The organism is Pseudoprimorskyibacter insulae (assembly GCF_900302505.1).
In the GTDB taxonomy this organism is placed as follows: Bacteria; Pseudomonadota; Alphaproteobacteria; order Rhodobacterales; family Rhodobacteraceae; genus Pseudoprimorskyibacter; species Pseudoprimorskyibacter insulae.
The window spans coordinates 483,574-507,037 of sequence record NZ_OMOJ01000001.1 but is presented as its reverse complement, the minus strand read 5'-3'; the positions used below and the strand labels follow the sequence as shown (position 1 = coordinate 507,037).

Here is a 23,464-nt window from a genome sequence, read left to right as displayed (position 1 = left end):
GCGGCATGATGATGAATGGCCATATCGCACCTGATGCACCGCAGCGTTCCGCGCTTGCGCTGGCCCTACGTCTAATCCTAACACGCCTCTGAGCGTGCCGTCACGGCGCGTCCGCTCAGAGGAGGCCTGCATCGCGCCGACGTGACACTGGATAAAGACAAAACAGAGACTTCAGACATGACCAACGATAAAGACCGCGTGCTCATTTTTGACACGACCCTCCGTGACGGCGAACAGTCCCCCGGCGCGACCATGACCCATGACGAAAAGCTCGAGATTGCCGAGCTGCTGGACGATATGGGCGTCGACATCATCGAGGCCGGGTTCCCGATCGCCTCGGAAGGCGATTTTGCCGCTGTGTCGGAAATCGCCAAACGCGCCAAGAACGCGTCGATCTGTGGGCTGGCCCGCGCGCAATTCCCTGACATCGAACGCTGCTGGGACGCGGTGAAGAACTGCGAAAAGCCGCGCATTCACACGTTTATCGGCACCTCGCCGCTGCACCGCGCCATTCCGAACCTGACGATGGATCAGATGGCCGACCGCATCCACGAAACGGTGACCCATGCCCGCAACCTCTGCCCTGATGTGCAGTGGTCGCCGATGGATGCAACGCGCACCGAGTGGGATTACCTCTGCCGTGTGATCGAGATTGCGATCAAGGCTGGCGCCACCACGATCAACATCCCCGACACCGTTGGCTATACCGCCCCGCGTGAGTCGGCTGACCTGATCAAACGCCTGATCGCCACCGTGCCCGGCGCGGATGAGGTGATCTTTGCCACCCACTGCCACAACGACCTTGGCATGGCGACGGCGAACGCGCTGGCCGCTGTTGAGGGCGGCGCACGCCAGATCGAATGCACGATCAATGGCCTTGGCGAACGCGCAGGCAACACCGCGTTGGAAGAGGTCGTTATGGCCCTGAAAGTGCGCGGCGATATCATGCCGTTCTACACCGGCGTTGAATCGAAAAAACTGATGCACATCTCGCGCCGGGTTGCCACGGCCTCGGGGTTCAACGTGCAGTTCAACAAGGCCATCGTCGGCAAGAACGCCTTCGCGCATGAATCCGGTATTCACCAAGACGGCATGCTGAAGAACAAGGAAACCTTCGAGATCATGCGCCCCGAGGACGTGGGCCTTGCCGGCACCTCGCTGCCGCTTGGCAAACATTCGGGCCGCGCCGCGCTTCGCGCCAAGCTGCGCGATCTGGGCTATGATGTCGGTGACAACCAGCTCAAAGACGTGTTCGTGCGCTTCAAGGCTTTGGCCGACCGCAAGAAAGAGGTTTATGACGACGACATCGTCGCGCTGATCACCGCCTCGGCCGAGGGCGACTATGACCGCCTTCAGGTTCTGTCGCTCAAGGTTGTCTGCGGCACCGGCGGCCCCGCCGAAGCCACGCTTGAGATGGAGATCGACGGCAAAGAGGCCACCGCCACCTGTCAGGGCGACGGCCCCGTGGATGCCACCTTCAAGGCCGTGCGCGAATTGCACCCGAACAAGGCGCGGCTTCAGCTGTACCAAGTGGCGGCAGTCACCGAAGGCACCGACGCCCAAGCCACCGTTTCGGTGCGCCTTGAGGAAGACGGCCTGATCGCCACCGGCCAGTCGGCAGACACTGACACGGTTGTCGCCTCGGCCCGCGCCTATGTGAACGCGCTCAACCGTCTGCTGGTGCGCCGCGAAAAGGCTGGCCCCGGCGCGGATGCCAAGGAAATCAGCTACAAGGACGCCTGATCCTGAAACGCCCGGCCCAGCGCCGGGCGTTTTGCTTATGCGCGGCGGGTTGAAAACCCACCCTACGGCGTTGCGCCCATGCCCCACGAAATCGACGACACATATGACAAAAGAGCCTTTTGCATCCCTTATTGATGCCCAGTGTTTTTTATTACTCCTTTATATCCGTTGTCGCTACGCTTTCCCCTGAGGCATGACCCAACCATGTTTCATAGGGAGGAAACCATGAAACTATTTACCCGCGCGGCGGCCATCGGGGCCGTGGTCGGTTCGCTTCTAGCCGCAGCGCCCGCATTCGCCGCCGACAAACTGGTGATCACGATGGACACGCCGCCGTCGCACCTGCGCACCCGGATGATCAATGAATTCGCGAACCGACTGGGCGAGCGGAGCAACGGATCGCTGACGTTTCAGATCTTTGACAGCAACCAATTGTTCAGCAGCCGCGATGCCATGAAGGCCGTGGCCCGCGGGGATGCAGGCATGGCCATTCTGGTAACGCCCTACCTGTCGCGCGTTGTGGCCGATTACAACGTGTTTGATCTGCCGATGCTGAATGGCATGAGCGATGAGGCCCGCGCCGCGATGCTGGACAACGGTCTTGGCGATGCGCTGTCGACGCAGTTTGAAAACAAGATGGGCGTCGTAGTCCCCGGAAAGTACTGGTCGATGGGCAAAGTGTTCCTGTTTTCGACCGAAAAACCGATGAAATCCTTCGCCGATCTGAAGAACATGCAGATCCGCATTCCGGGCGGCGCGGCGCTGGTCATGCGTTTGGACGCAATTGGCGCCTCGGCTGTGTCGATGCCGGGCAGCGATGTGCCGCTGGCCCTGCAACAAGGCGTGGTGGACGCGACCATGGGCGGGCCCGACTACATCTATGGCAACAAAATGTGGGACGCGGGCGTTCAGCACGGGTTCTGGGACGGCGGCATTATCGGCTTCCTGACGCCGATGGTGAACAAAGGCTATTGGGACAGCCTGACCGAAGACGAACAAGCCCTGTTCCGGTCCACGTGGGACGAAATCACCATGGAACAGCGCCAGAAGGTGCTTGAGGAAGAAGCCTCAAACATCGCCAAACTGGCAGAGCATGGCATCGTCACCGAAAACGCCACCGCCGAAGACATCGCCCAAGCGAATGAGGCCATGCTGGCGATCCAAGACGCGATGATCGAAAAGCTCGAAATCTCGGCTGAGATCGTCCAACTGGCGGCGGACGCAGCAAAGTGACCGCGCTGGATCGTTTTTTCGACGGTCTGGACACATTGATTGGCTGGGTCACGGCAACACTTCTTGCCGTGGCCTATGCCCTATCGGTGTTTGGCGTCGTCGAACGCTATCTCATCCCCGGATCCGGCACCGATTGGCTGATGGAGGTGGTCGTGTTCTCGATCATCTGGGCCGTCTTGCTGTCCGTGGCCCGCATCGAACACCGCCGCGCCCATATCCGCATGGACATCGTCTGGCGCACCTTTGGCGACAAGGGCAAGACCTACTCGGAATATGCGGTTTTGCTGCTTGGGCTGATGTTCAGTGTCATCCTCGTCTATTCGGGATGGCTGGTGGTGCAAGACGCGATAATGTGGGACGAACGCACCGACAGCTCGCTTCGCTTGCCATACTGGATCTATTACCTCTCGCTTGCCAGCGCCTTTAGCGTGCACATCCTGTTCGTGCTGCACCGCCTGACGCTGCTTGCCCGCAATGCTGTCGAATTCGATCACGGAGACCTTTCCGCCGAAATCGCACACAACGGGGACTATTCGGATTGACGCTTCTACTGCTTATTCTGGGCCTGATCGGTGTGTGTATCCTGCTGATCATTGGCGCCCCGATCTATCTTGTCTTGGGCACGGTTGCCGTCGTGCTGCTGCTGCATGAGGGCGTGTCGATGGCCGGTCTGGGCCAACACGCGCTGGATCACCTCAATTCGCCGGTTCTGATTGCGGTGCCGTTCTTCCTGCTGGCGGCGGTCACCATGCGCGGCGGCGGCGTGGCGCGGGTGCTGTTTGACGCGGCATTGACCTGGCTGGGCTGGATGCGCGGCGGTCTGGCGATTGCTGGCGTCGCGGCCACGGCGGTCTTTGCGGCGATCAACGGGTCGTCCATGGCGACGGCGCTGGCAATGGGCACGCTTCTGGTGCCGCTGATGATCGAAAACGGCTATCGTCCGTCCTTTGCGATGGGTCTGACGGCGGCGTCTGCCACACTGGGCATTCTGATTCCGCCGTCGCTGCCGATGCTGCTGATCGGGATCATTGGCGAAGAATCTGTGCCGCGCCTGTTCCTTGGCGGTGTGATGCCGGGGCTGTTGCAGGCCACGCTGTTCGGGATCTACATCTTCATCGTCGCCGAAAAGGTGGGCGGCAACCCAATGCCCATGGCCACCCGGCAAGAATTCATTGGCAAGAACACCTATGCCTTGGCCGCCTATGCCATTCCGGTGGTGGTGCTTGGCGGGATCTATGGCGGGTTCGTCACCCTGACCGAGGCCGCCGTTCTGGGCGCGACCGTGGCCATCGTTGCGGTGCTGCTGATCTATCGGACAGGGCGGCTGCGCGATGTGTTTAGCCTGTTTACCGAGGCCATCGACCGCACCGGCGTTGTGATCGTCAAAGTCATCGGCGCGCTGCTGCTGTCAGCTTGGGTGATCAAATCGGGCCTGCCGCAGAACCTTGCGCGAACCGTGTCGGAAATGGGCCTGGAGCCTTGGCAGTTCCTGACGGCGATGAACATCTTCCTGATCCTGATGGGGATGTTTCTGGAAGGCGCGGTTATCATCCTTGTGGTGCTGCCGATCGTGGCCCCCATCGTGCGCACGCTGGGCATCGACATGACGCATTTCGCGGTGGTGATGATCATCAACATCGAACTGGCGCTGCTGTCGCCGCCGATTGGCCTGAACCTGTTCATCATGGCCAATGTGACCCGCCGCCCTGTGGCCGAAGTGATCAAGGGCACGGTGCCGTTCTTCCTGATCATGCTGTGCCTGCTGATCCTGGTCACCTATGTGCCCGCAATCACCACATGGCTGCCGAACATGGTCTTTGGCAAAAGCTAACACTTAGTAAAAGCGAAAGAAAAGGCCCGACCCCAAAGAAGGGATCGGGCCTTTTTCTATCTGGCATTGCGCCTCAGATCGCGGCTTGCAGGAACTCCAGAACCATCGGGTTGAACACCTCGGCTTTTTCTTGCGCCACGCTATGGCCCACACCGTCGATGACTTCGAACCGGGCCTGCGGCATCACGCGTTCAATCCCTGTGATGATCGCCGTAAAGATCGGTGCAGTTTTCGCCCCCGTCATCAACAAAACCGGCGTCTTACACGCCGCCAGCGCCTGCGGATCGACCAGCGGGAATTCATCTGACGACAGCGCCACGCGGCGACCGGCCATGATGTTCTGACGGCGACGCTCCATCATTGGCTCAGGAATGTCACCGGGGGCGATATTGCGAATGCCGCCCGTCAGAAGAACCGCGCCCAGATCATCCTCGCCCCGTTCAAACGCGGCGCGGGACGGCACCACTGTCGCTTCGCGGAAGGCAGCGGCCACCGCGCCCGTATCCTCAAACATCTCGGCGTATTTCATCATCGGCGGCTCCACCGCTGCGACGGCCAGAACCCGGCCCGGATGATTGCCCAGCATTGTCATCGCGGCAAAGGCTCCGTAGGAGCTGGCGACCAGAATGGCCTTGTCGATCCCCAGCGCGTCCATGAAGGCGGCTATGTCATGGCCATCGGCCTCGGCGCTGTGGTCCGGGGCCTCCATCGTGTTGCCATTGGGATAGCTGAACCGGCAACTGATCGACAAACAATCGTAGTGCTTGGTAAAGGCCTCCCACTGCGGGGCCCAAGACCGATAGTCGCCCAAAACGCCATGGATCATAATCAACGGCACGCCCGCGCCTTCACGCACATAGGTGATCACAGCCCCATCGGGCAGCGCCACAGACGACAGCTCCAATTGCTCAAAAGACATAGATGTCCTCCCTCATTCCTTGGCAAATGTAGACAGCCGAGTCATTAGGCACTAATAATTTATGGGCGACCTTGATTAAGTTTCCCAATACCATGCACCCCGAGTCCGAAGCCATTTTTCGCCGTTTCATTGCCAAGGCAAAGTTCCGGCACATGCTGCTGCTCATCCATCTGTTTGAGCTGCGAAACATGAAACGCGCGGCCGAGGCGATGGGCATGTCACAGCCTGCGGTATCGCTGACCATCTCGGAATTGGAAAAGCTGCTGGGGGTAGACCTGTTTCAGCGTCACGCCCGCGGTGTCGATCCCACCGCGGTCACTACCGAACTGATCCCCGTGGCCCGGCGCATCATCGCGGCCATCGGTGACGGGTCCGAAGTGGTGGCCAATGTTGTCAATGAAAACGCCGGTTTCTTGCGGATCTCCTCGCCCCCCGGCGCCATCAGCAGCCTGCTTTTGCCGATGATCGCCGATTTTGGCCGCCGCCACCCCAAAGTGCATGTCGAGATTACCGAAACCTCGGCCTCCAATCCGTTGCACGCGATTTCGGACGGAATATGCGATATCCTGTTCATGCGCCGCGCGTCGATCATTCCCGAAGGTTGGGAATTTGTCGAATGCATCGAGGATCCGCTGGTCGTGGTCTGCGGTGCGCAAAACGCGCTGGCCAGAAAAGGGCATATTTCGCCCGAGGAACTGGCCCGCGCGAATTGGCTGGTGTCGCGGCGCGGATCAATCGCCCGGCAGCGGCTAGAAGAACTGGCGGAAGAGATCGACCTGCCCCCCGAGAATCGTTTTAGCGTGGTCACCCATGTGTCGATCCTGACCCTGAACTTCCTGACCACCAGCGACGTCTTAACGCTTATCCCGCGCGGCGTCGCCGCACCTTGGCTGCGCGACGGCCGCGTGGTGGAGCTGGACTGCATGGCGACCACGCCTCTGCCCCCCTTGGGCCTTTTGACCCGCAGCGATGACGCCCGTCAGGTCACGGGGCTGTTTATACGCGAACTCAAGACGCATCTGGGCCGCGCCCAATCCGGCAGAAACCCACACTAAAGGACTGGGCGCCCCGCCCCCTGCTTCTTCTCTTTCTTAAATACGCAACACAGCGCCAGCCCCATGCGACCGGCCAAAAGAAAAGGCGCGGGAACCCCCACGCCTATCCATCGCAGCACTTTGAACGTGCTTACAGCATGGCCGGAACCACCATATCCGGCGGGCGGTGGCCATCGTCGAAGGTCTTGATATTGATGATGACTTTCTCACCCATCTCGACCCGGCCTTCTTGTGTGGCCGACCCCATATGCGGCAGCATCACCACATTGGGCATATTGCACAGCTCAGGGTTTCCGCGCAGCCCGTGTTCATACACATCAAGCCCCGCACCGGCCAATTCGCCCGCTTTCAACATCCGCACCATGGCGTTTTCGTCGATCACCTCACCACGCGAGGTGTTGATGATCACCGCCGAGGGCTTCATCAGTTTCAGCCGCCGCGCGTTCAGCAGGTGGAAGGTCGAAGGCGTGTGCGGGCAGTTGACCGACAGCACGTCCATCCGCGCCACCATCTGATCAAGGCTTTCCCAATAGGTCGCATCCAGCGCGTCTTCGGCCTCGGGGCGCAGACGACGGCGATTGTGGTAATGCACCTGCATGCCAAAGGCACGGGCGCGACGCGCCACGGCTTGGCCGATCCGGCCCATGCCCAGAATGCCCAGACGCCGCCCGCCCAGACGCCCGCCAAGGAACCCCGTCGGGGACCATCCCTGCCATTCGCCCGATTGCATGGCCGCCAGCCCTTCAGGAATGCGGCGGGTCACGCCCAGCATCAGCGCCAAGACCATATCGGCGGTGTCTTCGGTCACCACGCCGGGGGTGTTGGACACCATGATCCCGTTGGTGCGGGCGGTATCAACGTCGATGTGGTCGACGCCTGCGCCGTAGTTGGCGATCAGCTTTAGATCGGGGCCAGCCTGCCCGATCATCCCGGCATCGATTCGATCCGTCAGGGTCGGAACCAGCACGTCGGCGGACTGCATCGCCGCGACAAGATCTTCGCGCGACATCGGTTCATCACTGTCGCGCAGCTTGGCGTTGAACAGTTCCGACAGCCGTGTCTCAACCACCTCTGGCAAGCGTCGCGTCACAACAACACTCAGGCGTTTTGATGGCATGTCCCGGTCTCCTATACTTTGCACTGACGCGCTTCTCTGCCACACTGTCCCAAGTCAGCACGGGGCACAAGAACCCCGCTGGAAAAACTCGGGCAGGATACAAATGAAACGCTATTCACTCAGGAAAACTGGGCTTTTCTTGCTGGCTATGGTGCTGGCGACTCCGGCGCTTGCGGTTGAAAAAGGGCCGGTTACGAACTTGCCTTTGCCGCGGTTTGTCTCGCTCAAAGCGGCCGAGGCGAACGTGCGGCGCGGCCCGTCCCTGACGCACCGGATTGACTGGGTGTTCAAGCACCGTGACATGCCGCTGATGATCACCGCCGAATATGAACATTGGCGCCGCGTGCATGACCGCGATGGCGCGGGCGGATGGGTGCATTATTCGCTTTTGTCTGGTCAGCGCACCGTTTTGATCGAAGAAGATATGCTTGGCCTCCGCACCCGTCCCGATGACAAGGCCCCGATCCGCGCACAGCTTGAAACCGGCGTGGTGGCCTATCTGGGAACCTGCGAAATCGACTGGTGCCAGATGGAGGCCCAAGGCTTCAAAGGCTGGGCGCGCAAGTCGGCGGTTTGGGGCGTGACCCCCGACGAGATCCGCGAATAACCCTAGGCCGCGTGCATCAGGATCGCGGCTTCGGGCCGCGACAGCACCCGCCGCGCGTGCCCGCCGTAAAGATACGGGTCTTCGACAACTCCGGGGAACAGATCGCATAGCGCGTGGCGGTTGCCCCGGCTCATCCCGGCGAAGGATGCATCGGCAGGGTGGAAGCTTTCGGTTTCGATGCCATTGGCAAACAGCACCTCATGGCGCGGCATCAACACATGAATATAGGTCACCGATTGCGCCGTCAGATCGCGCGACACCCCGCGCCCATCAACCAGATCCTTGGCCATGACCAGAATTTCGTCGGTGTTGAACAGCCGCTGCGCCGCGCGGCCCTGCACCAACAGGCGATGTTCCGGCGAGATGACAAGATCATGATCCGGGCGGCCAATGCCCAGCGTATTGGCCCGCAACCGGATCGGCCGCAGCGCTGGTTGGGCAAACAGATGTGCACCGCTATAGGTTTCGGACCCGACCCATTGCACCGGCTGCGCCCCATTGTCCTTGGTCTGAAGCCAATCGCCTTCGCGCAAATCCTCGACCAGTTTGATCCCCGTCGGGGTCAACATCCGCGTACCGGGGGCAAAACAGATCACCCCTTGCGGCGCATGCACAGGGCGGCGGGCCGGGGCGATGGTATCCACCACCCAAAGCTCTTGGCCGCGCGGCGGCAATTCGCCAAGGCACATCAATAGCGGCGCACGGCCCAGGCCAATGTCGATAATGGTGATGGTATAGGTCCGGGCACCGTTGGTGACGGCAAACCCTGCGTCGGTCAGGTCTTCGGCAATTGGCACAGCTTCCACGTCCGCTGGCTTCGCGGTGCGCATCAGCTTACGGACCGCTTTCGCGGCCCGACTGCGCCATTCGTCCTCTCCGATCGCATTTTCCAAGATCAGCGGCCCATTCGGCCCATCCACACGCGTGGTTGACCCGAACCATGACCAAACCGCGCCAACGCTCAGGGCGTCAATCGGCGCAGCTTCCAATCCATCGATTTCCGTTTGCGACCATGAGAAAACATGCGTGCCTTTACAGCGCGACGTCATTTCCCCAATTTGCCTGCTCTTTTTGTTATTTTGCTAACGATAACGCAGGAAGGACGTTTTTTCAAAGGCATATCACCCGTTGTGCATGTAAGTTCCGGGCCAAGGCCCGCAAACAGTTGCCAAGCCGCCACGAAACTCCCTCAAATGGCGAGTGACGCAACGTGAATTCGCGGCGACCATGCGCAATCGGCCTCTGGCTCTTTGGGCGCTTTGGGCTTAGAGAAAGCCCAAACAGGAACAGGGTTCGTCATGCAGCGCCATCTCATCACCTCTGCCATCCCGTACATCAATGGCATCAAGCATTTGGGCAATCTGGTCGGAAGCCAGCTACCGGCGGATCTGTTCGCCCGGTATCAGCGCGCCCGTGGCCGCGAGGTTCTGTTCCTTTGCGCGACCGATGAACACGGCACTCCTGCCGAACTGGCCGCCGCCAAGGCCGGCAAGCCGGTGGCCGAATACTGCGCCGAAATGCACGAGGTTCAGTCTGAGATCGCCAAGGGATTTCGCCTGTCCTTCGACCATTTTGGCCGCTCGTCCTCTGAGGCGAACCACAAGCTGACCCAGCACTTCGCTGGCCGTCTGGCCGATCAGGGCCTGATCCGCGAAGTGTCCGAGACGCAGATGTATTCCCATGCCGATGGCCGCTTCCTGCCCGACCGCTATATCGAAGGCACCTGCCCCAACTGCGGGTTCGATAGCGCGCGCGGCGACCAGTGCGACAACTGTACCAAGCAGCTGGACCCGGTTGACCTGATCAACCCGCATTCGACCATTTCGGGCAGCACCGAACTGGAAATGCGCGAAACCAAGCACCTTTATCTGTGCCAGAGCCAGATGAAGGACCAGCTTGAAGAATGGATCGACACCCGCGAGGGTTGGCCGGTTCTGACCACCTCGATCGCCAAGAAGTGGCTGAACGATGGTGACGGGCTGCAAGACCGCGGCATCACACGCGATCTTGACTGGGGTGTGCCGGTCCAGAAAGGCGATGAGCCGTGGCCGGGCATGGAAGGCAAGGTCTTCTACGTCTGGTTCGACGCGCCGATCGAATACATCGCCTGCGGCCAAGAATGGGTCGATGCGGGCAAAGGCACCGATTGGGAACGCTGGTGGCGCACCGACAAAGGCGCAGACGATGTGACCTACACCCAATTCATGGGCAAGGATAACGTGCCGTTCCACACCCTCAGCTTCCCCTCGACCATCCTCGGCTCGGCCGAGCCGTGGAAGCTGGTCGATTACATCAAGTCGTTCAACTACCTGAACTATGACGGCGGCCAGTTCAGCACCTCGCGCGGGCGCGGCGTGTTCATGGACCAAGCGCTGGAAATCCTGCCCGCCGACTATTGGCGCTGGTGGCTGCTGAGCCACGCCCCGGAATCGTCGGACTCCGAATTCACATGGGATAATTTCCAGACCAGCGTGAACAAGGATCTGGCCGACGTGCTGGGCAACTTCGCCAGCCGCGTGACCAAGTTCTGCCGCTCCAAGTTCACCGAGGCCGTGCCCGAGGGCGGCGCCTATACCGAACGCGAAACCCGTCTGATCGAAGAGCTGACCGCCAAGGTTCGCGACTATGAAGCGCAGATGGAGGCGATCGAGGTCCGCAAATCCGCCGCCACGCTGCGCGCGATCTGGGTTCTGGGCAATGAATACCTGCAAGAAGTGGCCCCGTGGTCGACCATCAAGGAAGATCCCGAAATGGCCGCCATGCAGATCCGCCTGGGCCTGAACCTGATCCGTCTTTATGCGATTCTGTCGGCCCCGTTCATCCCCGATGCTTCGGCACAACTGCTGACCGCGATGCACTCAGACACTGCCGATTGGCCCGAAGATGTCGCCGCCGCGCTAGAGGCCCTGCCCGCAGGCCACGCCTTCACCGTGCCAGAGGTGACTTTCCGCAAGATCACGGATGATGAACGCGCCGACTGGCAAGAACGCTTTGCTGGCGTGCGCACCTAAACTTGCGCCGCCCGAACATCCAAGCCCGCAGCCGCAACCAGCGCCTGCGGGCTTTTTGTTTGCCATAGGTCCGCATCAGGCTTTCAAGGCGAGCCGTTTCTGTCGACCTTTGATCGACCGGCGGCAAGGGGTGCAAAATCGGCATCATCTTTCATTCTCGCAATGTGGAACAACCGTCCAAGCAAGATGCGCGTGAATTTCCTTTGCAAACAGCCGCGATCCCAGCAACATGACTTCCATGAATGGAAGTGCGCCCTCTCTTGATGATCTGGAACTGCTGGCCGCCATCGCCGAAGCGGGCGGGCTGGCCGAAGCGGCCCGCCGCCTGAACATTCCCCTGCCCACAGCGTCGCGCAGAATGGCCAAGCTGGAACAGCAAATCGGCCGCCCTCTGTTTCTGCGCGGCAAAGCGGGCTACGCGCTAACGGCCCAAGGCCGTGCCTTTGTGGCCGAACTTGGTGATCTGCCCGCGCTCAGGCAACGCAGCAATCAATGGCTTGCCCGCGATCACGGACCGGCTCAGGTGCGTATTACGGCGGGTTTTCTGACCTCGCGCCATCTGGCCCGCACCCTCAGCCCGGCACTCTGCCAGTCGGGCAATTGGCTGCCCTGCTTCATCCCCTCCAATGCCAAGCTGGATCTGGCCCGGCGTGAAGCGGACATCGGCATCCGAAACGCCGCCCCGGATCACCCATGGCTGGCCCGTCAAAAGCTGCGGCAAGTGACATATGCGATCTACGGCCTGTCCGAGGCCGTCACGGGCTATGTCTCGCTCCCCGCAACCGGCCCACTGCCAAAATCACAGCGCTGGCTGCACGACACGCACGGCGGCCAAATCACCACAACCGCCAGCGACACGCGGCTGTGCCTTGATCTTGCTCTGTCGGGCTTCGGGCGCATCATCCTGCCCTGTTTCGCAGGCGATGCCGAACCGGGACTGACCCGCCTGACCGCCCCCATTGAGGCCCTGAGCCATGACGAATGGCTTGTCACCCATAATGACGCCCGCCATGACCCGGCCATCCGCACGGCGATCAAAGCGATCACGGGGCTTCTGGGGCGCGACGCGGTGGGTTGAAAACCCACCCTACGGCGTTGCCCCATCTAGGCAACCCGCACAGCAAGAGGCACCGTCCCCCTGCTTCTTCTCTTTGGTAAATACGCCCACGCAACGCCCCCAAGCCGCCAGACATCCGTCGAACGCACGCCGCCCGACAAACGCAAAAGCGGCCCCGAATGGGGCCGCTTTCGATCAAACCTGCGTGGCCGAAGGCCACACCGCTGGATCACGCGATTTCGACCATCTCGATGGCGAAGGTCAGGTCTTTACCGGCCAGCGGGTGGTTGGCGTCCAGCGTCACTTCGGCCTCGCTCACTTCGGCCACGACCACCGGGATCACCTGACCGCTCGGGGCTTGCATTTGCAGCGTGGTGCCAACCTCAAGCGGGATGTCCGCCGGAACCTGTTCGCGCGGGATGGCCTGACGGGCCTGCGGGTTCACGTCGCCATAAGCCTCGCCGCAGGGGACTTCGACGACTTTCTTGTCGCCAACGGCCATGCCGGGGATCGCTTGATCGAGGCCGGGAATGATCTGGCCCGAACCAACCTGAAACTGAAGCGGATCGCGGCCTTCGCTGCTGTCGAAGGTGGAGCCATCAGCCAGAGTGCCGGTGTAGTGGATCTTTACGGTATCGCCCGCTTTGGCTTGCGTCATTAGCTGTCCTAACTGTCGGAGAATTGATTTACGAGGCCGCGCCGCGCGCGGGTGCTCAAACGATGGCGGGGAAGGTAACCCGACGCGCGTCAGTTTGCAAACCACTGGCGGCTTTCCCTCTTTCGCAGGCGCAAAAGCCGTGTCAGTCTGCCCCGAAGGAGGAGCCCCATGCCCATTACCACCTGTGTTTTCGATGCCTATGGCACCCTGTTCGATGTGGCCGCTGCCGCCCGGCTTTTGGCAGACCGTCCCGGCTATGCGAAACTGGCCGAAGTCTGGCCGGTTCTGGCCGAGGATTGGCGCCAGAAACAGCTGCAATATTCGTGGCTTCGGGCAGTCACCGGCGAACACGTGCCGTTCTGGCAGGTGACCCAAGACGGGCTGGACTGGGCGCTGGAACGTCAGGGCATGGGGGATGATCCCGAATTGCGCGAAACGCTGCTGGCGCTTTACTGGGAACTGGCCGCCTACCGCGAGGTTCCCAAGATGCTGGCCACCCTAAAGGCCAAGGGCATGAACTGCGCGATCTTGTCGAACGGCAGCCCGGATATGCTGGCAGGTGCGGTCGATCATGCCTGCATCGGCGAATATCTGGATGCGGTGCTGTCAGTCGAAAGCGTCGGCATCTTCAAACCCGCGCCTCAGGTCTATGACCTTGTGGGCCACCGGTTTGGCTGTGCGCCGTCTGAAGTTTTGTTCGTGTCCTCCAACGGCTGGGACGCTGCCGCCGCCACGGGCTATGGGTTCACCACCGCATGGGTGAACCGCGCGGGCCTGCCGATGGACCGGCTGGCGCACAGACCCGCCCATGTTCTGTCTGATCTGACCACCATCCCGGAGCTTGTCGCCTGATGCCCAAGTTTACCACCCATGACGGCATTTCCCTGCATTACACCGACGAAGGCGAGGGCCTGCCGCTGCTGTGCCTGTCTGGCCTGACCCGCGACCACCGGGACTTTGACTATGTCGCCCCGCATCTGACTGGCGTGCGCCTGATCCGGTTGGATTATCGCGGGCGCGGGCAATCTGATTGGGCCGATTATCACACCTACACCATCCCGACTGAAGGGCAGGATGCGCTGGCCCTGCTGGATCACCTTGGCATTGCCAAGGCCGCGATCCTTGGCACCTCGCGCGGGGGGCTGATTGCCATGGCGTTGGCGGCAACGGTCAAAGACCGCCTGCTGGGCGCGGCACTAAATGACATCGGACCCGAGATTGCCGCCGATGGCCTGAAGGTGATCGAAGGCTATCTGGGCCGGAACCCCAAGTGGAAAACCGTGGATGAGGCGATTGCCAAACGCGCGGGCGTGATGGCGGGCTTTGCCAATGTCCCCGAAAGCCGCTGGCGCGAAGAGGTCGATCACCTTTACGTTGTCACCGACGATGGGCTCAAAATACCCTATGATCCCAAGCTGCGCGAGGCGGTGCTAGAGGCCGGCGCCCAGCCGATCCCCGATCTTTGGCCGCTGTTCGATGCGTTCAAGGGTCTGCCGCTGTGCACCATTCGCGGGGCAAATTCGGACCTTCTGTCGCCCGGCACTTTCGCCGAGATGAAGCGACGCCGCCCCGATATGATTGCCGCCGAAGTGCCTGACCGTGGTCATATCCCGTTTCTGGATGAGCCTGAGGCGCTGGACGCGTTGCAACGCTGGCTCAAAATGCTGAAAGTCCCGGCATGAACATCGACATGATCGAAGCCGCCGCCGCGCGGCTGTCTGGCCATATCCGCCGCACGCCCTTGCTGTCGTCACCGTTTCTGGATGATCTGGCCGGGCGGCGCGTTCTGGTCAAAGCCGAATGCTTGCAACACACAGGCAGCTTCAAGGCGCGGGGCGGGTGGTCGGCGGTGTCGGCCTTGGATGAGGCGACCCGCAAGCGCGGCGTCATCGCCTTTTCCAGCGGCAACCATGCCCAAGGCGTGGCCTATGCCGCGCGTCAACATGGGACATCCGCGGTGATCATCATGCCCGCCGACGCGCCCGCGCTAAAGATCAACAACACCCGCGATCTGGGGGCCGAGGTCGTGCTATACGACCGCGCCAATGAGGACCGCGACGAGATCGGCGCGCGTCTGGCATCGGAACGCGGGCTGACGCTGATCAAACCCTTTGATGAACCGCAAGTCATCGCCGGGCAAGCGACCTGCGGGCTTGAGATCGTCGAACAAGCCGCCGAAATCGGTGTGGACAAGGCCGATGTGATTGTCTGCTGCGGCGGCGGCGGGCTGACATCCGGTATCGCACTGGCGCTGGAGGCCAAGGCCCCCGGCCTGCGCGTGCGGCCAGCAGAGCCTGAGGGCTTTGATGATGTGGCGCGGTCGCTGGCCTCGGGCCGGATTGAGCGGAACGCTGTGACCTCGGGCGGGCTGTGCGATGCGATCATCACGCCGCACCCCGGCCAGATCACTTTTCCCATCATGCAACGGCTGTGCGGGCCGGGGCTGGTGGTCAGAGACGACCAAGTCAAGCGCGCGATGGTGCAGGCGTTCCTACGCTTGAAACTGGTGGCCGAACCCGGCGGCGCGGCGGCCTTGGCGGCGGCGCTGTTCTTGGGCGATCAGATCGACACTGATACCGTGATCGTGACCATTTCAGGCGGCAATGTCGATCCGGCACTGTTTGCCGAGGTTCTGACAACCCACGCAGGATAGGCCATGACCGACGTCACCATCGCCAGCTTCAACACCAAGAACCTGATCGGCCCCGATCAGGAGTATTACGAATTTCAGACCTATTCCCCCGAAGAATACGCATGGAAACAAAGCTGGCTGGCCGATCAGGTGCTGTCGCTGGATGCCGATATCATCGGCTTTCAGGAAATCTTTGACGAAGCCGCCTTGCGCGATGTGATCGCCGAGGCAGATGCGCGCGGGGCCGCGCTCAATGATGTGTCCTTGCCGGGCCGGGATAAGCCCTACCGCAAGAAGGCGATCTTTCGGCATTTGGCCTATACCCCCTACGGCGCGGCCAATCTGGCCTTTGCGCCAAATGCCGCCGACACGGGCCAGCCGGGCAAGCGCCGCCCCGGCGTGGCGATCCTGTCGCGCCTGCCGTTCGAGGACGCGCCCGAGGTCATCCAAGATCTGGCCGAACCGCTGGACATTCCGTTTCAGCCCCTGCGCGGCCTGCCTGACGATGACGCGGGCTATTTCCGGCTGCGCCGCCTGTCCCGCCCCATCCTGAAAGTGCGCATTCGCATGGGCAGCCACATCGTCACGGTGTTCAACTGCCATCTGAAATCCAAACTGGGCGAATTCCATCGCCCCGGCAGCGCCGCGTTCGCCCCCGAAGAAGACCTGACGCGCTACGATCCCGCAGGCCGCGCCATGGGCAGCCTGCGCGCCGCCATGCGCCGCACGGCTGAGGCATGGGTGCTGCGCCGCGCCATTCTGGACGAATTGGCCAAGGGCCGCCCGGTGATGGCCATGGGTGATTTCAACGACGGCGAACATGCCGTCAGTTCGGAAATCATCGCGGGCGAAGTGCCGTTCCGCAACTACGCGTGGATGCTGCGCCATGATGCCCAACACCGCGACGACCGTTATTCCAAGGAAGAGGCCAAGCAGATCACCGAAAACGTCGAACGGGTGCGCCTGCATTCGGCGGAAAAGCTGTTCGTACGCAAAAGCCTGCGCGACATGGTGTTCACCACGGCCTTTGGCGGCGTCTATGAAAGCATCGATCAGATTTATCTCAGCCGCCACTTCCACCCGGACTATGGCAAACGCATCGGCGAGATGACCTATTTCAGCGTGTTGAACGACCATCTGACCGATGGCAGCCACGCCGAAGCGCCCTATAACAAACTGGCCTCGGATCATGGGCAGATCATGGCGCATCTGCGCCTGAACGACTAAGGCCGCAACGGGAGAGAGACCATGCAGATCGCGCGTTTGAATGGAAATCTGGTGCATTACCGGGTCGATGGCGCCGAAGACGGCGCACCGGTGGTGTTTGCCAATTCGCTTGGTACCGATCTGCGGCTTTGGGACAAGATCGTACCCATGCTGCCCGCCGGGCTAAAGCTGGTCCGCTATGACAAACGCGGGCATGGCTTGTCGGGCGTCACGGCCGAACCCTATTCGATGGGCACTTTGGTCAGCGACGCTGAGGCGCTGATGGATCATCTGGGCCTAAAAGACGCGGTGTTCGTTGGCCTGTCGATCGGCGGGATGATCGCGCAGGGGCTGGCGGCCAAGCGGCTGGATCTGGTGCGGGCAATCGTTCTGTCGAACACAGGCGCCAAGATCGGCACGCGCGAGATCTGGAACGACCGCATCGCCGCCGCGCGGCAAGGCGGGGTTGAGGCGCTGGCCGATGCCACGATGGAGCGGTGGTTCACCGCCGCCTTCCGCGACAGTGATGAATTGGCCCTGTGGCGCAATATGTATGTGCGCCAACCGCTTGAGGGGTTCATCGGCTGTTCCGCCGCGATTTCCGGCACGGATTTTATCACCCCCACCTCCGGCCTGCGCCTGCCAACGTTGGGAATTGCGGGGAGCGATGATGGATCCACCCCGCCCGATCTGGTGCGCGAAACGGTGGATCTGGTGCCGGGGTCGGATTTTGCGCTGATCCGCAAGGCGGGCCATCTGCCTTGCGTCGAACAGCCCGAGGAATACGCCCGCATCCTGTCGGACTTTCTAGCGCGCGTGGGGCATGCAAATGGCTGATATCCTTTTGGTTCACGGCTCGGGCCACGGCGCCTGGTGCTGGCGCGATACGATCCCGGCGCTTGAGGCCTTGGGCCATACAGTACGGGCCATCGACCTGCCTTCACACGGCCAAGACACCACCCCGCCCGAAGATGTGACGCTGGACCTATACGCCCAGACCATTCTGGACGCTCTGAACGGGCCGACCATTGTGATGGGCCATTCCATGGGCGGCTATCCGATCAGCCGCGCCGCCGATCTGGACCCGACCCATTTCCAGCGGCTGATTTACCTATGCGCCTATGTGCCTTGGGATGATCATTCGCTGGTGGAAATGCGCCTGCGCGCCCCGCGCCAGCCGATCATGAAGGCCATCCAGAAATCCGAAGACCGCGTGACATTCTCAATCAAGCCGGAACACGCCAAAGAGGTGTTTTACCACGATTGCAGCGATGAACAGGTGGCCTATGCGCTGGCCCATGTGACGCCGCAGGCGATCCTGCCTCAGGCCACCAAGGTGACCTTGGGCGCGAAATACAAAACCGTCCCGCGCAGCTATATCGTCTGTCGCTACGACAGCGCGATCCCGCCCGAATTCCAAGACACCATGGCCGCCGATTTTGAGCCCGAAGACGTGTATGAAATGCCGACATCGCATTCGCCGTTCTTTTCGGACCCGGATGGGCTGGCTGCTTTGGTGACCCGTATTATTGGCTAACCCATGAATTTACCGTTCCTTTTCATCATTGCCACCGTGGCGATTGACGCCATGGGCATCGGGCTGATCTTCCCGGTCATGCCTGACCTGATCCAAGAGGTGACGGGCGACACCATTGGCAATGCAGCGGTCTGGGGCGGTATTCTGACCACGGCCTTTGCGGTGATGCAGTTCCTGTTCGGCCCGTTTCTGGGGGCGTTGTCGGACCGGTATGGGCGGCGGCCCGTGCTGTTGGTGGCTTTGGCGGTGATGGCCGCCGATTATCTGGTGATGGCGGTGGCCCATACGATGACGCTGCTGATCTTAGGGCGGATCGTGGCTGGGATCACCGCCGCCACCCATTCCACCGCCTTTGCCTATATGGCCGACATTTCGGACGCCAAACAAAAGGGCCGCAACTTTGGCTATCTGGGCGCGGCCTTTGGCTTAGGCTTTGTGCTTGGGCCGATCATCGGCGGGCTGATCGGGCAATTCGGCACCCGCGCGCCCTTCTATGCCGCGATGGCGCTGGCGCTGCTGAACCTTGGTCTTGGCACCTTTGTTCTGCGCGAAACCGTCACCGACAAAATCCGCCGGTCCTTTGAATGGAAGCGCGCCAACCCGCTGGGCGCGTTGCTGGCGCTGAACAAATTGCCGGGCGTTGGGCGCGGCATGGCGATCTTTTTCCTGATGGAGCTGTCGTTTTTCGTGTATCCCGCCGTCTGGGCCTATTTCGGCCATGCCCGGTTTGGCTGGGATGCGGGCATGATTGGCCTGTCACTTGGCCTTTACGGGGTGGCAATGGCCGCGGTGCAGGGCGGACTGGTCGCGCCGATGCACCGATTGCTGGGCGAACGCGGCACGATGATCTTTGGCCTGACCTTCAGCATTGCCGCCTTTGCCGCCATCAGCGTTGTGACCTCAGGCTTCTGGATCTTGATCCTGACGCCGCTGACCGCCTTGGGCGATGTGGCTCCGCCGACGCTGCAAGGCTTGCTCAGCCGAAATGCCCCTGACAACCAGCAGGGCGAATTGCAGGGCGGTCTGACCTCGCTCCGGGCGGTGGCGACGATCATCGCGCCCTTGGTTATGACCTCGGTCTTTGCCGTCTTCACCGCGCCCGATGCGGCGGTGTTCTTCCCCGGCGCGCCCTTCGTTCTGGCGATGGGGTTGATGGCCGTGGCACTGGGCCTCTACCTGTCATTTGGCCGCCGTTCCGTTGCGTAACATCACCGGGCGGGGCTTGCCCCCCCTGCCCGCGCCAAGCACCCTAGCCCCAAAGCAGGGAGACACCGAATGACCACCATCAAGGCCGCCGTCTGCACCGACTATGGTCAGCCGCTTCAGATCGAAACGCTGCACCTGCGCGCGCCGCTGTCCGGTGAGGTCGAAGTCTCGCTTGAGGCGGTGGCGATCTGCCATTCCGACATCAGCTATGCCGATGGCGCGTGGGGCGGCGACCTGCCTGCGGTCTTCGGGCATGAGGCGGCGGGCCGGGTCACCGCCATTGGTCCCGGCGTGACCGGGCTGAAGATGGGCGACAGGGTGGTTGTGACGCTGATCCGGTCCTGCGGGTCTTGCGTGCCTTGCGCCACCGGGCATCCAACCATCTGCCAAACCGCCTCGCCCCATGCCTCGCCCCTGCGCCGCGAGGATGGCACCGTGGTTCACCAATCCATGTACACCGGCGCGTTTGCCGAAAAGGTCGTGGTCGATCAAAGCCAGGTCGTCGCCCTGCCCGACACCATGCCCCCCGAAGCGGTGTGCCTTCTGGCTTGCGGCGTCATCACCGGTGTCGGTGCGGTTGTCAATGCGGGCAATCTACGCCCCGGTCAGGACGTGGTGGTGATCGGCGCGGGCGGCGTCGGTCTGAACGCCATTCAGGGCGCGCGTATCGCCGGGGCTCGCCGCATCGTCGCCGTTGATATGACTGAGGACAAGCTAGAGGTCGCCCGCAGCTTTGGCGCGACCGATGGTGTTCTGGCCACCGGCAAGGCCCCTTATCGCCAGGCGATGAAGCTTCTGGGGCGCGGGGCCGATCTGGTCATCGTCACCGTCGGCGCGATTCCGGCCTACAACGACGCGCCGCGCTATATGGGTTGGGGCGGCAAGGTCATCATGGTCGGCATGCCCCATTCCGGGCAAACCGCGCAGTATGAACCGGTCGTGATGGCCTTCACCGGCCAAGGGATGCAGGGGTCAAAGATGGGCGATGCCGTGATCCGTCGCGACATCCCTTGGATGGCGGACCTTTATACCCAAGGACGGTTGAAGCTGGATGAGTTGATTTCCGGCAGGTGGTCGCTTGACCAGATCAACGACGCCATTGCGGACACCCGCGCAGGCGGGGCCAAACGCAACGTCATCATGTTCTGAGTTTATCGCGGCGCGGCGACCATTTCGCAGAAGATGCAAGTCGGCCACAGCAAAGGCAGGCTGCCGTGTGGTCTGTCTTGTAATATGCGTCATTCCGGCACATATAGTGCGGATTATGAACCAGACCGCAGATCTCCACGCACCGGCACCGCCGGATGAAATGGCAAGCAACGCGCGCAACGCGGCGGCTTACCTAAAGACACTGGCCCACGAAGGCCGGCTTATGATCCTGTGCCATCTTGGCTCGGGCGAAAAGTCAGTGGGTGAATTGGAAGAACTGCTGGGCATGCGTCAGGCTGCGGTTAGCCAAATGCTGGCCCGACTGCGCGAAGAAAATCTGGTCGAAACGCGCCGCGACGGTAAGACGATTTTCTATTCGCTGGCCAACGAAGACACCAGCCGCGTGATCGGCCTGCTGTACGAAATTTTCTGCGCCGAAAAACCACTCTGCAAGGTGTAAACCTGTACCGCTGCCTGCCCCTCGCGCCCGCGCAACGCGCACGGGCGACTGAGGGCTTGGGCGGGCATCGGGTGGGACGCCCGAAGGCGCCCGTTCCCTTTATGCGCCTGTCACGTCCCACGGGCGGGTGAAAGCCCCCAGAACAGCCGTGATCTGATCTGCATCCGCGCCATTTGCCGCGACTTGCGCCACCAGACCGCGCTTTTTGTCCTCAACCACATCGACCACACGGGCTGGCACATCCGCCGCCTCAAGCGCTTGGTTGTAGATCCGGGTGATGGCCGATTTGCGCAGCGCAGGTTTGAACACCTTGCCCACAGCGGTTTTCGGCAGCTCGTCCAGAATGTCCACATGCTTTGGCTGGGCCGCGCGTTCGTGCACATGGACCTTGCAATAGGCAACCAGTTCTTCCGCCGTGACAGTGGCCCCTTTGACCAGCTCCACATAGGCGCAGGGCACCTCGCCGGAATGGGCGTCGGGCTGGCCGATGGCCCCGGCAAAGGCCACATCCTGATGGCCCAGCAGCGCCTCTTCGATCTCTGCCGGGTCGATGTTGTGACCCCCGCGAATGATCAGATCCTTGGCGCGGCCTGTGATCCACAAATACCCATCGGCATCCATCCGGCCCAGATCGCCGGTGCGCAGATGCGTGCCTTGGTGGAACAGATCGACGTTCTTGTCGGCCTCGGTATAGGTCTTGCCCGCGTAGACACCGGGGTTGGCAACGCAGATTTCACCGATTTCATCAACCGCGCATTCCGCGCCATTCTTGATGATCCGCACATCCGTATGTGGGAAGGGCACGCCGATGGAGCCGACCTTCTTCTGACCGCTCGGAGGGTTGCAGGACACAAGGCAGGTTGCCTCGGTCAGGCCGTAGCCTTCGACGATGGTCACGCCCGTGGCTTCCTCAAACCGGCGGAACAGTTCCAGCGGCAGCGGCGCCGAGCCCGAGAACGAGGTTTTCACGGTCGAGACATCCGCATCCACCGGGCGCTGCATCAGCGCCGAAATGGCGGTGGGAACGGTGATGATAAAGCTGATTTTCCAACGCTCGATCAGCTTCCAGAAGTTGTCGAACACGCCTTCGCCGCGATAACCCGCCGGGGTCGGGAAAACCACATGCGCCCCCGAACACAGCGATGCCATAAGGATCACGTGGCAGGCAAACACATGGAACAGAGGCAGCGGGCACATGATGTTGTCTTTTTCATCAAACAGCAGCCGCGAGCCCAGCCAGCCGTTGTAGATCATGCCGGAATAAAGGTGCTGCGCCACCTTGGGCATGCCCGTGGTGCCGCCAGTGTGGAAATAGGCCGCGACCCGGTCGCCCGCGCTATCGGCGAAATCCAGCGTCTTGTTCTGCTTGGCCAGTTCGCGGTTGAAGTTCAGGATATCGACGTGAACCTTGCCTTCGGTCTTGGGGCGGAGCAGCGGCACCAGCCACGACTTGGGCGGCGTCAGATAGCGGTTCAGGTCAATTTCCAAAACCGTCGTCACATGCGGCGCGTGGCGGCAGGCCTCTGCCACCTTTTGCGCGATGTCGGTCTTGGGGAAGGATTTCAGCGTCACAACGACTTTGGCGTTGGTTTCGCGCAGGATCGCGCCGATCTGTTCCGGCTCCAGCAGCGGGTTGATCGGGTTGGCGATGCCCGCGACCATCCCACCCAGAAGCGTATAGATCGTTTCGTTACAGTTGGGCAGAACATAGGCCACAACATCGTTTTCACCGATCCCCAGTCCGCGAAACAGGTTCGCCGCTTGCGTGACCTTGTCCTTCAGCTGGGACCAAGACACGGTTTCCGCCTTGGCGCCGGGGTCCGACAGCAATTGATAGCTGACCGCCGGGCGTTCCGGGAACGCGGCGGCTGTCTTGGACAACTGGCCATAAATGGTTGCTGGAACGTCGCGGGCCTCCCACGACATTTCCTGTTCAATCGCGTCGCGGTCTGCCTTGCTTGCAAAGCTCATGCGTTTCCCTCCCTTGCGCCCTTGTTGCGGGCATTCTTTGCGCCAGCATGATTGAGACGAAGGTCGCAGTCA

Annotated in this window: 22 protein-coding genes; 17 read left to right on the top strand and 5 right to left on the bottom strand. The window is 61.6% G+C overall.

The genetic code is table 11. The features are described from left to right. Positions 1–177: 177 nt before the first annotated feature. The 4 genes from PRI8871_RS02660 (at position 178) to PRI8871_RS02645 (ending at position 4,807) form a co-directional block, all read left to right on the top strand. Positions 178–1,743, top strand: coding sequence for a 2-isopropylmalate synthase (locus PRI8871_RS02660; protein ID WP_108884624.1), 1,566 nt, complete (start codon positions 178–180; stop codon positions 1,741–1,743). Between the two features lie 225 nt (positions 1,744–1,968). Then, positions 1,969–2,976, top strand: a complete 1,008-nt coding sequence (gene dctP / locus PRI8871_RS02655) for a TRAP transporter substrate-binding protein DctP (protein ID WP_181389350.1) — start codon at positions 1,969–1,971, stop codon at positions 2,974–2,976. Beyond that, the gene (locus PRI8871_RS02650; RefSeq protein WP_108884622.1) at positions 2,973–3,518 is read left to right on the top strand and encodes a TRAP transporter small permease; all 546 of its coding nucleotides are present in this window, start codon (positions 2,973–2,975) and stop codon (positions 3,516–3,518) included. Before dctP ends, PRI8871_RS02650 begins: the two co-directional genes overlap by 4 nt. Next, positions 3,515–4,807 carry a TRAP transporter large permease gene (locus PRI8871_RS02645; protein WP_181389349.1) on the top strand — a complete coding sequence of 431 codons (1,293 nt, stop codon included), beginning with the start codon at positions 3,515–3,517 and terminating at the stop codon, positions 4,805–4,807. Before PRI8871_RS02650 ends, PRI8871_RS02645 begins: the two co-directional genes overlap by 4 nt. 73 nt (positions 4,808–4,880) lie before the next feature. Here PRI8871_RS02645 and PRI8871_RS02640 read toward each other — a convergent pair whose 3' ends face one another. Further along, a complete protein-coding gene (locus PRI8871_RS02640; RefSeq protein WP_108884620.1) occupies positions 4,881–5,726 on the bottom strand; it encodes an alpha/beta fold hydrolase in 846 nt (281 codons plus the stop codon). 152 nt (positions 5,727–5,878) lie between these two features. Between PRI8871_RS02640 and PRI8871_RS02635 the strand changes: the two genes are divergently transcribed. After that, entirely contained in the window at positions 5,879–6,781 is a 903-nt protein-coding gene (locus PRI8871_RS02635; protein WP_181389348.1) for a LysR family transcriptional regulator, read from the top strand. A gap of 130 nt (positions 6,782–6,911) precedes the next feature. On the opposite strand, the gene PRI8871_RS02630 is transcribed toward PRI8871_RS02635, so the two are convergent. Then, positions 6,912–7,898: a 2-hydroxyacid dehydrogenase gene (locus PRI8871_RS02630; RefSeq protein WP_108884618.1), complete on the bottom strand. Its 987-nt coding sequence runs from the start codon at positions 7,896–7,898 to the stop codon at positions 6,912–6,914. Positions 7,899–8,046: 148 nt separating this feature from the next. Between PRI8871_RS02630 and PRI8871_RS02625 the strand changes: the two genes are divergently transcribed. After that, positions 8,047–8,505 (top strand): SH3 domain-containing protein, encoded by a 459-nt coding sequence (locus PRI8871_RS02625; RefSeq protein WP_245897773.1) that lies wholly within the window; start codon positions 8,047–8,049, stop codon positions 8,503–8,505. Between the two features lie 2 nt (positions 8,506–8,507). On the opposite strand, the gene PRI8871_RS02620 is transcribed toward PRI8871_RS02625, so the two are convergent. Beyond that, positions 8,508–9,554 (bottom strand): Hint domain-containing protein, encoded by a 1,047-nt coding sequence (locus PRI8871_RS02620; RefSeq protein WP_108884616.1) that lies wholly within the window; start codon positions 9,552–9,554, stop codon positions 8,508–8,510. Positions 9,555–9,803: 249 nt separating this feature from the next. Between PRI8871_RS02620 and metG the strand changes: the two genes are divergently transcribed. Beyond that, positions 9,804–11,516, top strand: coding sequence for a methionine--tRNA ligase (metG, locus tag PRI8871_RS02615; protein ID WP_108884615.1), 1,713 nt, complete (start codon positions 9,804–9,806; stop codon positions 11,514–11,516). 238 nt (positions 11,517–11,754) lie between these two features. Next, on the top strand, positions 11,755–12,594 hold the full coding sequence (locus PRI8871_RS02610) for a LysR family transcriptional regulator (protein WP_108884614.1): 840 nt from the start codon (positions 11,755–11,757) through the stop codon (positions 12,592–12,594). A 208-nt stretch (positions 12,595–12,802) separates the two neighbouring features. On the opposite strand, the gene PRI8871_RS02605 is transcribed toward PRI8871_RS02610, so the two are convergent. After that, positions 12,803–13,231 (bottom strand): FKBP-type peptidyl-prolyl cis-trans isomerase, encoded by a 429-nt coding sequence (locus PRI8871_RS02605; protein WP_108884613.1) that lies wholly within the window; start codon positions 13,229–13,231, stop codon positions 12,803–12,805. A 168-nt stretch (positions 13,232–13,399) separates the two neighbouring features. Here PRI8871_RS02605 and PRI8871_RS02600 point away from each other — a divergent pair, with 168 nt between their 5' ends. The 9 genes from PRI8871_RS02600 to PRI8871_RS02560 all read left to right on the top strand — a co-directional run bounded on the left by PRI8871_RS02600 (position 13,400) and on the right by PRI8871_RS02560 (position 21,421). Next, positions 13,400–14,083, top strand: coding sequence for a haloacid dehalogenase type II (locus PRI8871_RS02600; RefSeq protein WP_108884612.1), 684 nt, complete (start codon positions 13,400–13,402; stop codon positions 14,081–14,083). Next, on the top strand, positions 14,083–14,913 hold the full coding sequence (locus tag PRI8871_RS02595; protein ID WP_108884611.1) for an alpha/beta fold hydrolase: 831 nt from the start codon (positions 14,083–14,085) through the stop codon (positions 14,911–14,913). The genes PRI8871_RS02600 and PRI8871_RS02595 overlap by 1 nt, the downstream gene beginning before the upstream one ends. Continuing rightward, positions 14,910–15,884, top strand: coding sequence for a threonine ammonia-lyase (locus tag PRI8871_RS02590; RefSeq protein WP_108884610.1), 975 nt, complete (start codon positions 14,910–14,912; stop codon positions 15,882–15,884). Before PRI8871_RS02595 ends, PRI8871_RS02590 begins: the two co-directional genes overlap by 4 nt. A 3-nt stretch (positions 15,885–15,887) precedes the next feature. Next, entirely contained in the window at positions 15,888–17,090 is a 1,203-nt protein-coding gene (locus PRI8871_RS02585; RefSeq protein WP_108884609.1) for an endonuclease/exonuclease/phosphatase family protein, read from the top strand. Positions 17,091–17,111: 21 nt separating this feature from the next. Beyond that, positions 17,112–17,906, top strand: coding sequence for a 3-oxoadipate enol-lactonase (gene pcaD / locus PRI8871_RS02580; protein WP_108884608.1), 795 nt, complete (start codon positions 17,112–17,114; stop codon positions 17,904–17,906). Then, on the top strand, positions 17,899–18,606 hold the full coding sequence (locus PRI8871_RS02575) for an alpha/beta fold hydrolase (protein ID WP_108884607.1): 708 nt from the start codon (positions 17,899–17,901) through the stop codon (positions 18,604–18,606). Before pcaD ends, PRI8871_RS02575 begins: the two co-directional genes overlap by 8 nt. A gap of 3 nt (positions 18,607–18,609) precedes the next feature. Continuing rightward, a complete protein-coding gene (locus PRI8871_RS02570) occupies positions 18,610–19,812 on the top strand; it encodes a TCR/Tet family MFS transporter (protein WP_108884606.1) in 1,203 nt (400 codons plus the stop codon). A gap of 69 nt (positions 19,813–19,881) precedes the next feature. Beyond that, positions 19,882–20,961 carry a Zn-dependent alcohol dehydrogenase gene (locus PRI8871_RS02565; RefSeq protein ID WP_108884605.1) on the top strand — a complete coding sequence of 360 codons (1,080 nt, stop codon included), beginning with the start codon at positions 19,882–19,884 and terminating at the stop codon, positions 20,959–20,961. Between the two features lie 115 nt (positions 20,962–21,076). Beyond that, the gene (locus PRI8871_RS02560) at positions 21,077–21,421 is read left to right on the top strand and encodes an ArsR/SmtB family transcription factor (RefSeq protein WP_245897750.1); all 345 of its coding nucleotides are present in this window, start codon (positions 21,077–21,079) and stop codon (positions 21,419–21,421) included. A 99-nt stretch (positions 21,422–21,520) separates the two neighbouring features. Here the strand turns inward: PRI8871_RS02560 and PRI8871_RS02555 are convergent, their stop codons facing one another. Next, positions 21,521–23,392 (bottom strand): acyl-CoA synthetase, encoded by a 1,872-nt coding sequence (locus PRI8871_RS02555; protein ID WP_108884604.1) that lies wholly within the window; start codon positions 23,390–23,392, stop codon positions 21,521–21,523. Positions 23,393–23,464: the final 72 nt, after the last annotated feature.

Bases quoted from the DNA above. Each gene is read 5' to 3' on its own strand.
- PRI8871_RS02585 (WP_108884609.1), top strand. From the start codon at position 15,888: ATGACCGACGTCACCATCGCCAGCTTCAACACCAAGAACCTGATCGGC.
- pcaD (WP_108884608.1), top strand. From the start codon at position 17,112: ATGCAGATCGCGCGTTTGAATGGAAATCTGGTGCATTACCGGGTCGAT.
- PRI8871_RS02625 (WP_245897773.1), top strand. From the start codon at position 8,047: ATGGTGCTGGCGACTCCGGCGCTTGCGGTTGAAAAAGGGCCGGTTACG.
- PRI8871_RS02640 (WP_108884620.1), bottom strand. From the start codon at position 5,726: ATGTCTTTTGAGCAATTGGAGCTGTCGTCTGTGGCGCTGCCCGATGGG.
- PRI8871_RS02570 (WP_108884606.1), top strand. From the start codon at position 18,610: ATGAATTTACCGTTCCTTTTCATCATTGCCACCGTGGCGATTGACGCC.
- PRI8871_RS02600 (WP_108884612.1), top strand. From the start codon at position 13,400: ATGCCCATTACCACCTGTGTTTTCGATGCCTATGGCACCCTGTTCGAT.
- PRI8871_RS02560 (WP_245897750.1), top strand. From the start codon at position 21,077: ATGAACCAGACCGCAGATCTCCACGCACCGGCACCGCCGGATGAAATG.
- PRI8871_RS02635 (WP_181389348.1), top strand. From the start codon at position 5,879: ATGCTGCTGCTCATCCATCTGTTTGAGCTGCGAAACATGAAACGCGCG.
- PRI8871_RS02565 (WP_108884605.1), top strand. From the start codon at position 19,882: ATGACCACCATCAAGGCCGCCGTCTGCACCGACTATGGTCAGCCGCTT.
- PRI8871_RS02660 (WP_108884624.1), top strand. From the start codon at position 178: ATGACCAACGATAAAGACCGCGTGCTCATTTTTGACACGACCCTCCGT.
- PRI8871_RS02595 (WP_108884611.1), top strand. From the start codon at position 14,083: ATGCCCAAGTTTACCACCCATGACGGCATTTCCCTGCATTACACCGAC.
- PRI8871_RS02610 (WP_108884614.1), top strand. From the start codon at position 11,755: ATGAATGGAAGTGCGCCCTCTCTTGATGATCTGGAACTGCTGGCCGCC.
- PRI8871_RS02620 (WP_108884616.1), bottom strand. From the start codon at position 9,554: ATGACGTCGCGCTGTAAAGGCACGCATGTTTTCTCATGGTCGCAAACG.
- PRI8871_RS02630 (WP_108884618.1), bottom strand. From the start codon at position 7,898: ATGCCATCAAAACGCCTGAGTGTTGTTGTGACGCGACGCTTGCCAGAG.
- PRI8871_RS02590 (WP_108884610.1), top strand. From the start codon at position 14,910: ATGAACATCGACATGATCGAAGCCGCCGCCGCGCGGCTGTCTGGCCAT.
- metG (WP_108884615.1), top strand. From the start codon at position 9,804: ATGCAGCGCCATCTCATCACCTCTGCCATCCCGTACATCAATGGCATC.
- dctP (WP_181389350.1), top strand. From the start codon at position 1,969: ATGAAACTATTTACCCGCGCGGCGGCCATCGGGGCCGTGGTCGGTTCG.
- PRI8871_RS02555 (WP_108884604.1), bottom strand. From the start codon at position 23,392: ATGAGCTTTGCAAGCAAGGCAGACCGCGACGCGATTGAACAGGAAATG.
- PRI8871_RS02575 (WP_108884607.1), top strand. From the start codon at position 17,899: ATGGCTGATATCCTTTTGGTTCACGGCTCGGGCCACGGCGCCTGGTGC.
- PRI8871_RS02605 (WP_108884613.1), bottom strand. From the start codon at position 13,231: ATGACGCAAGCCAAAGCGGGCGATACCGTAAAGATCCACTACACCGGC.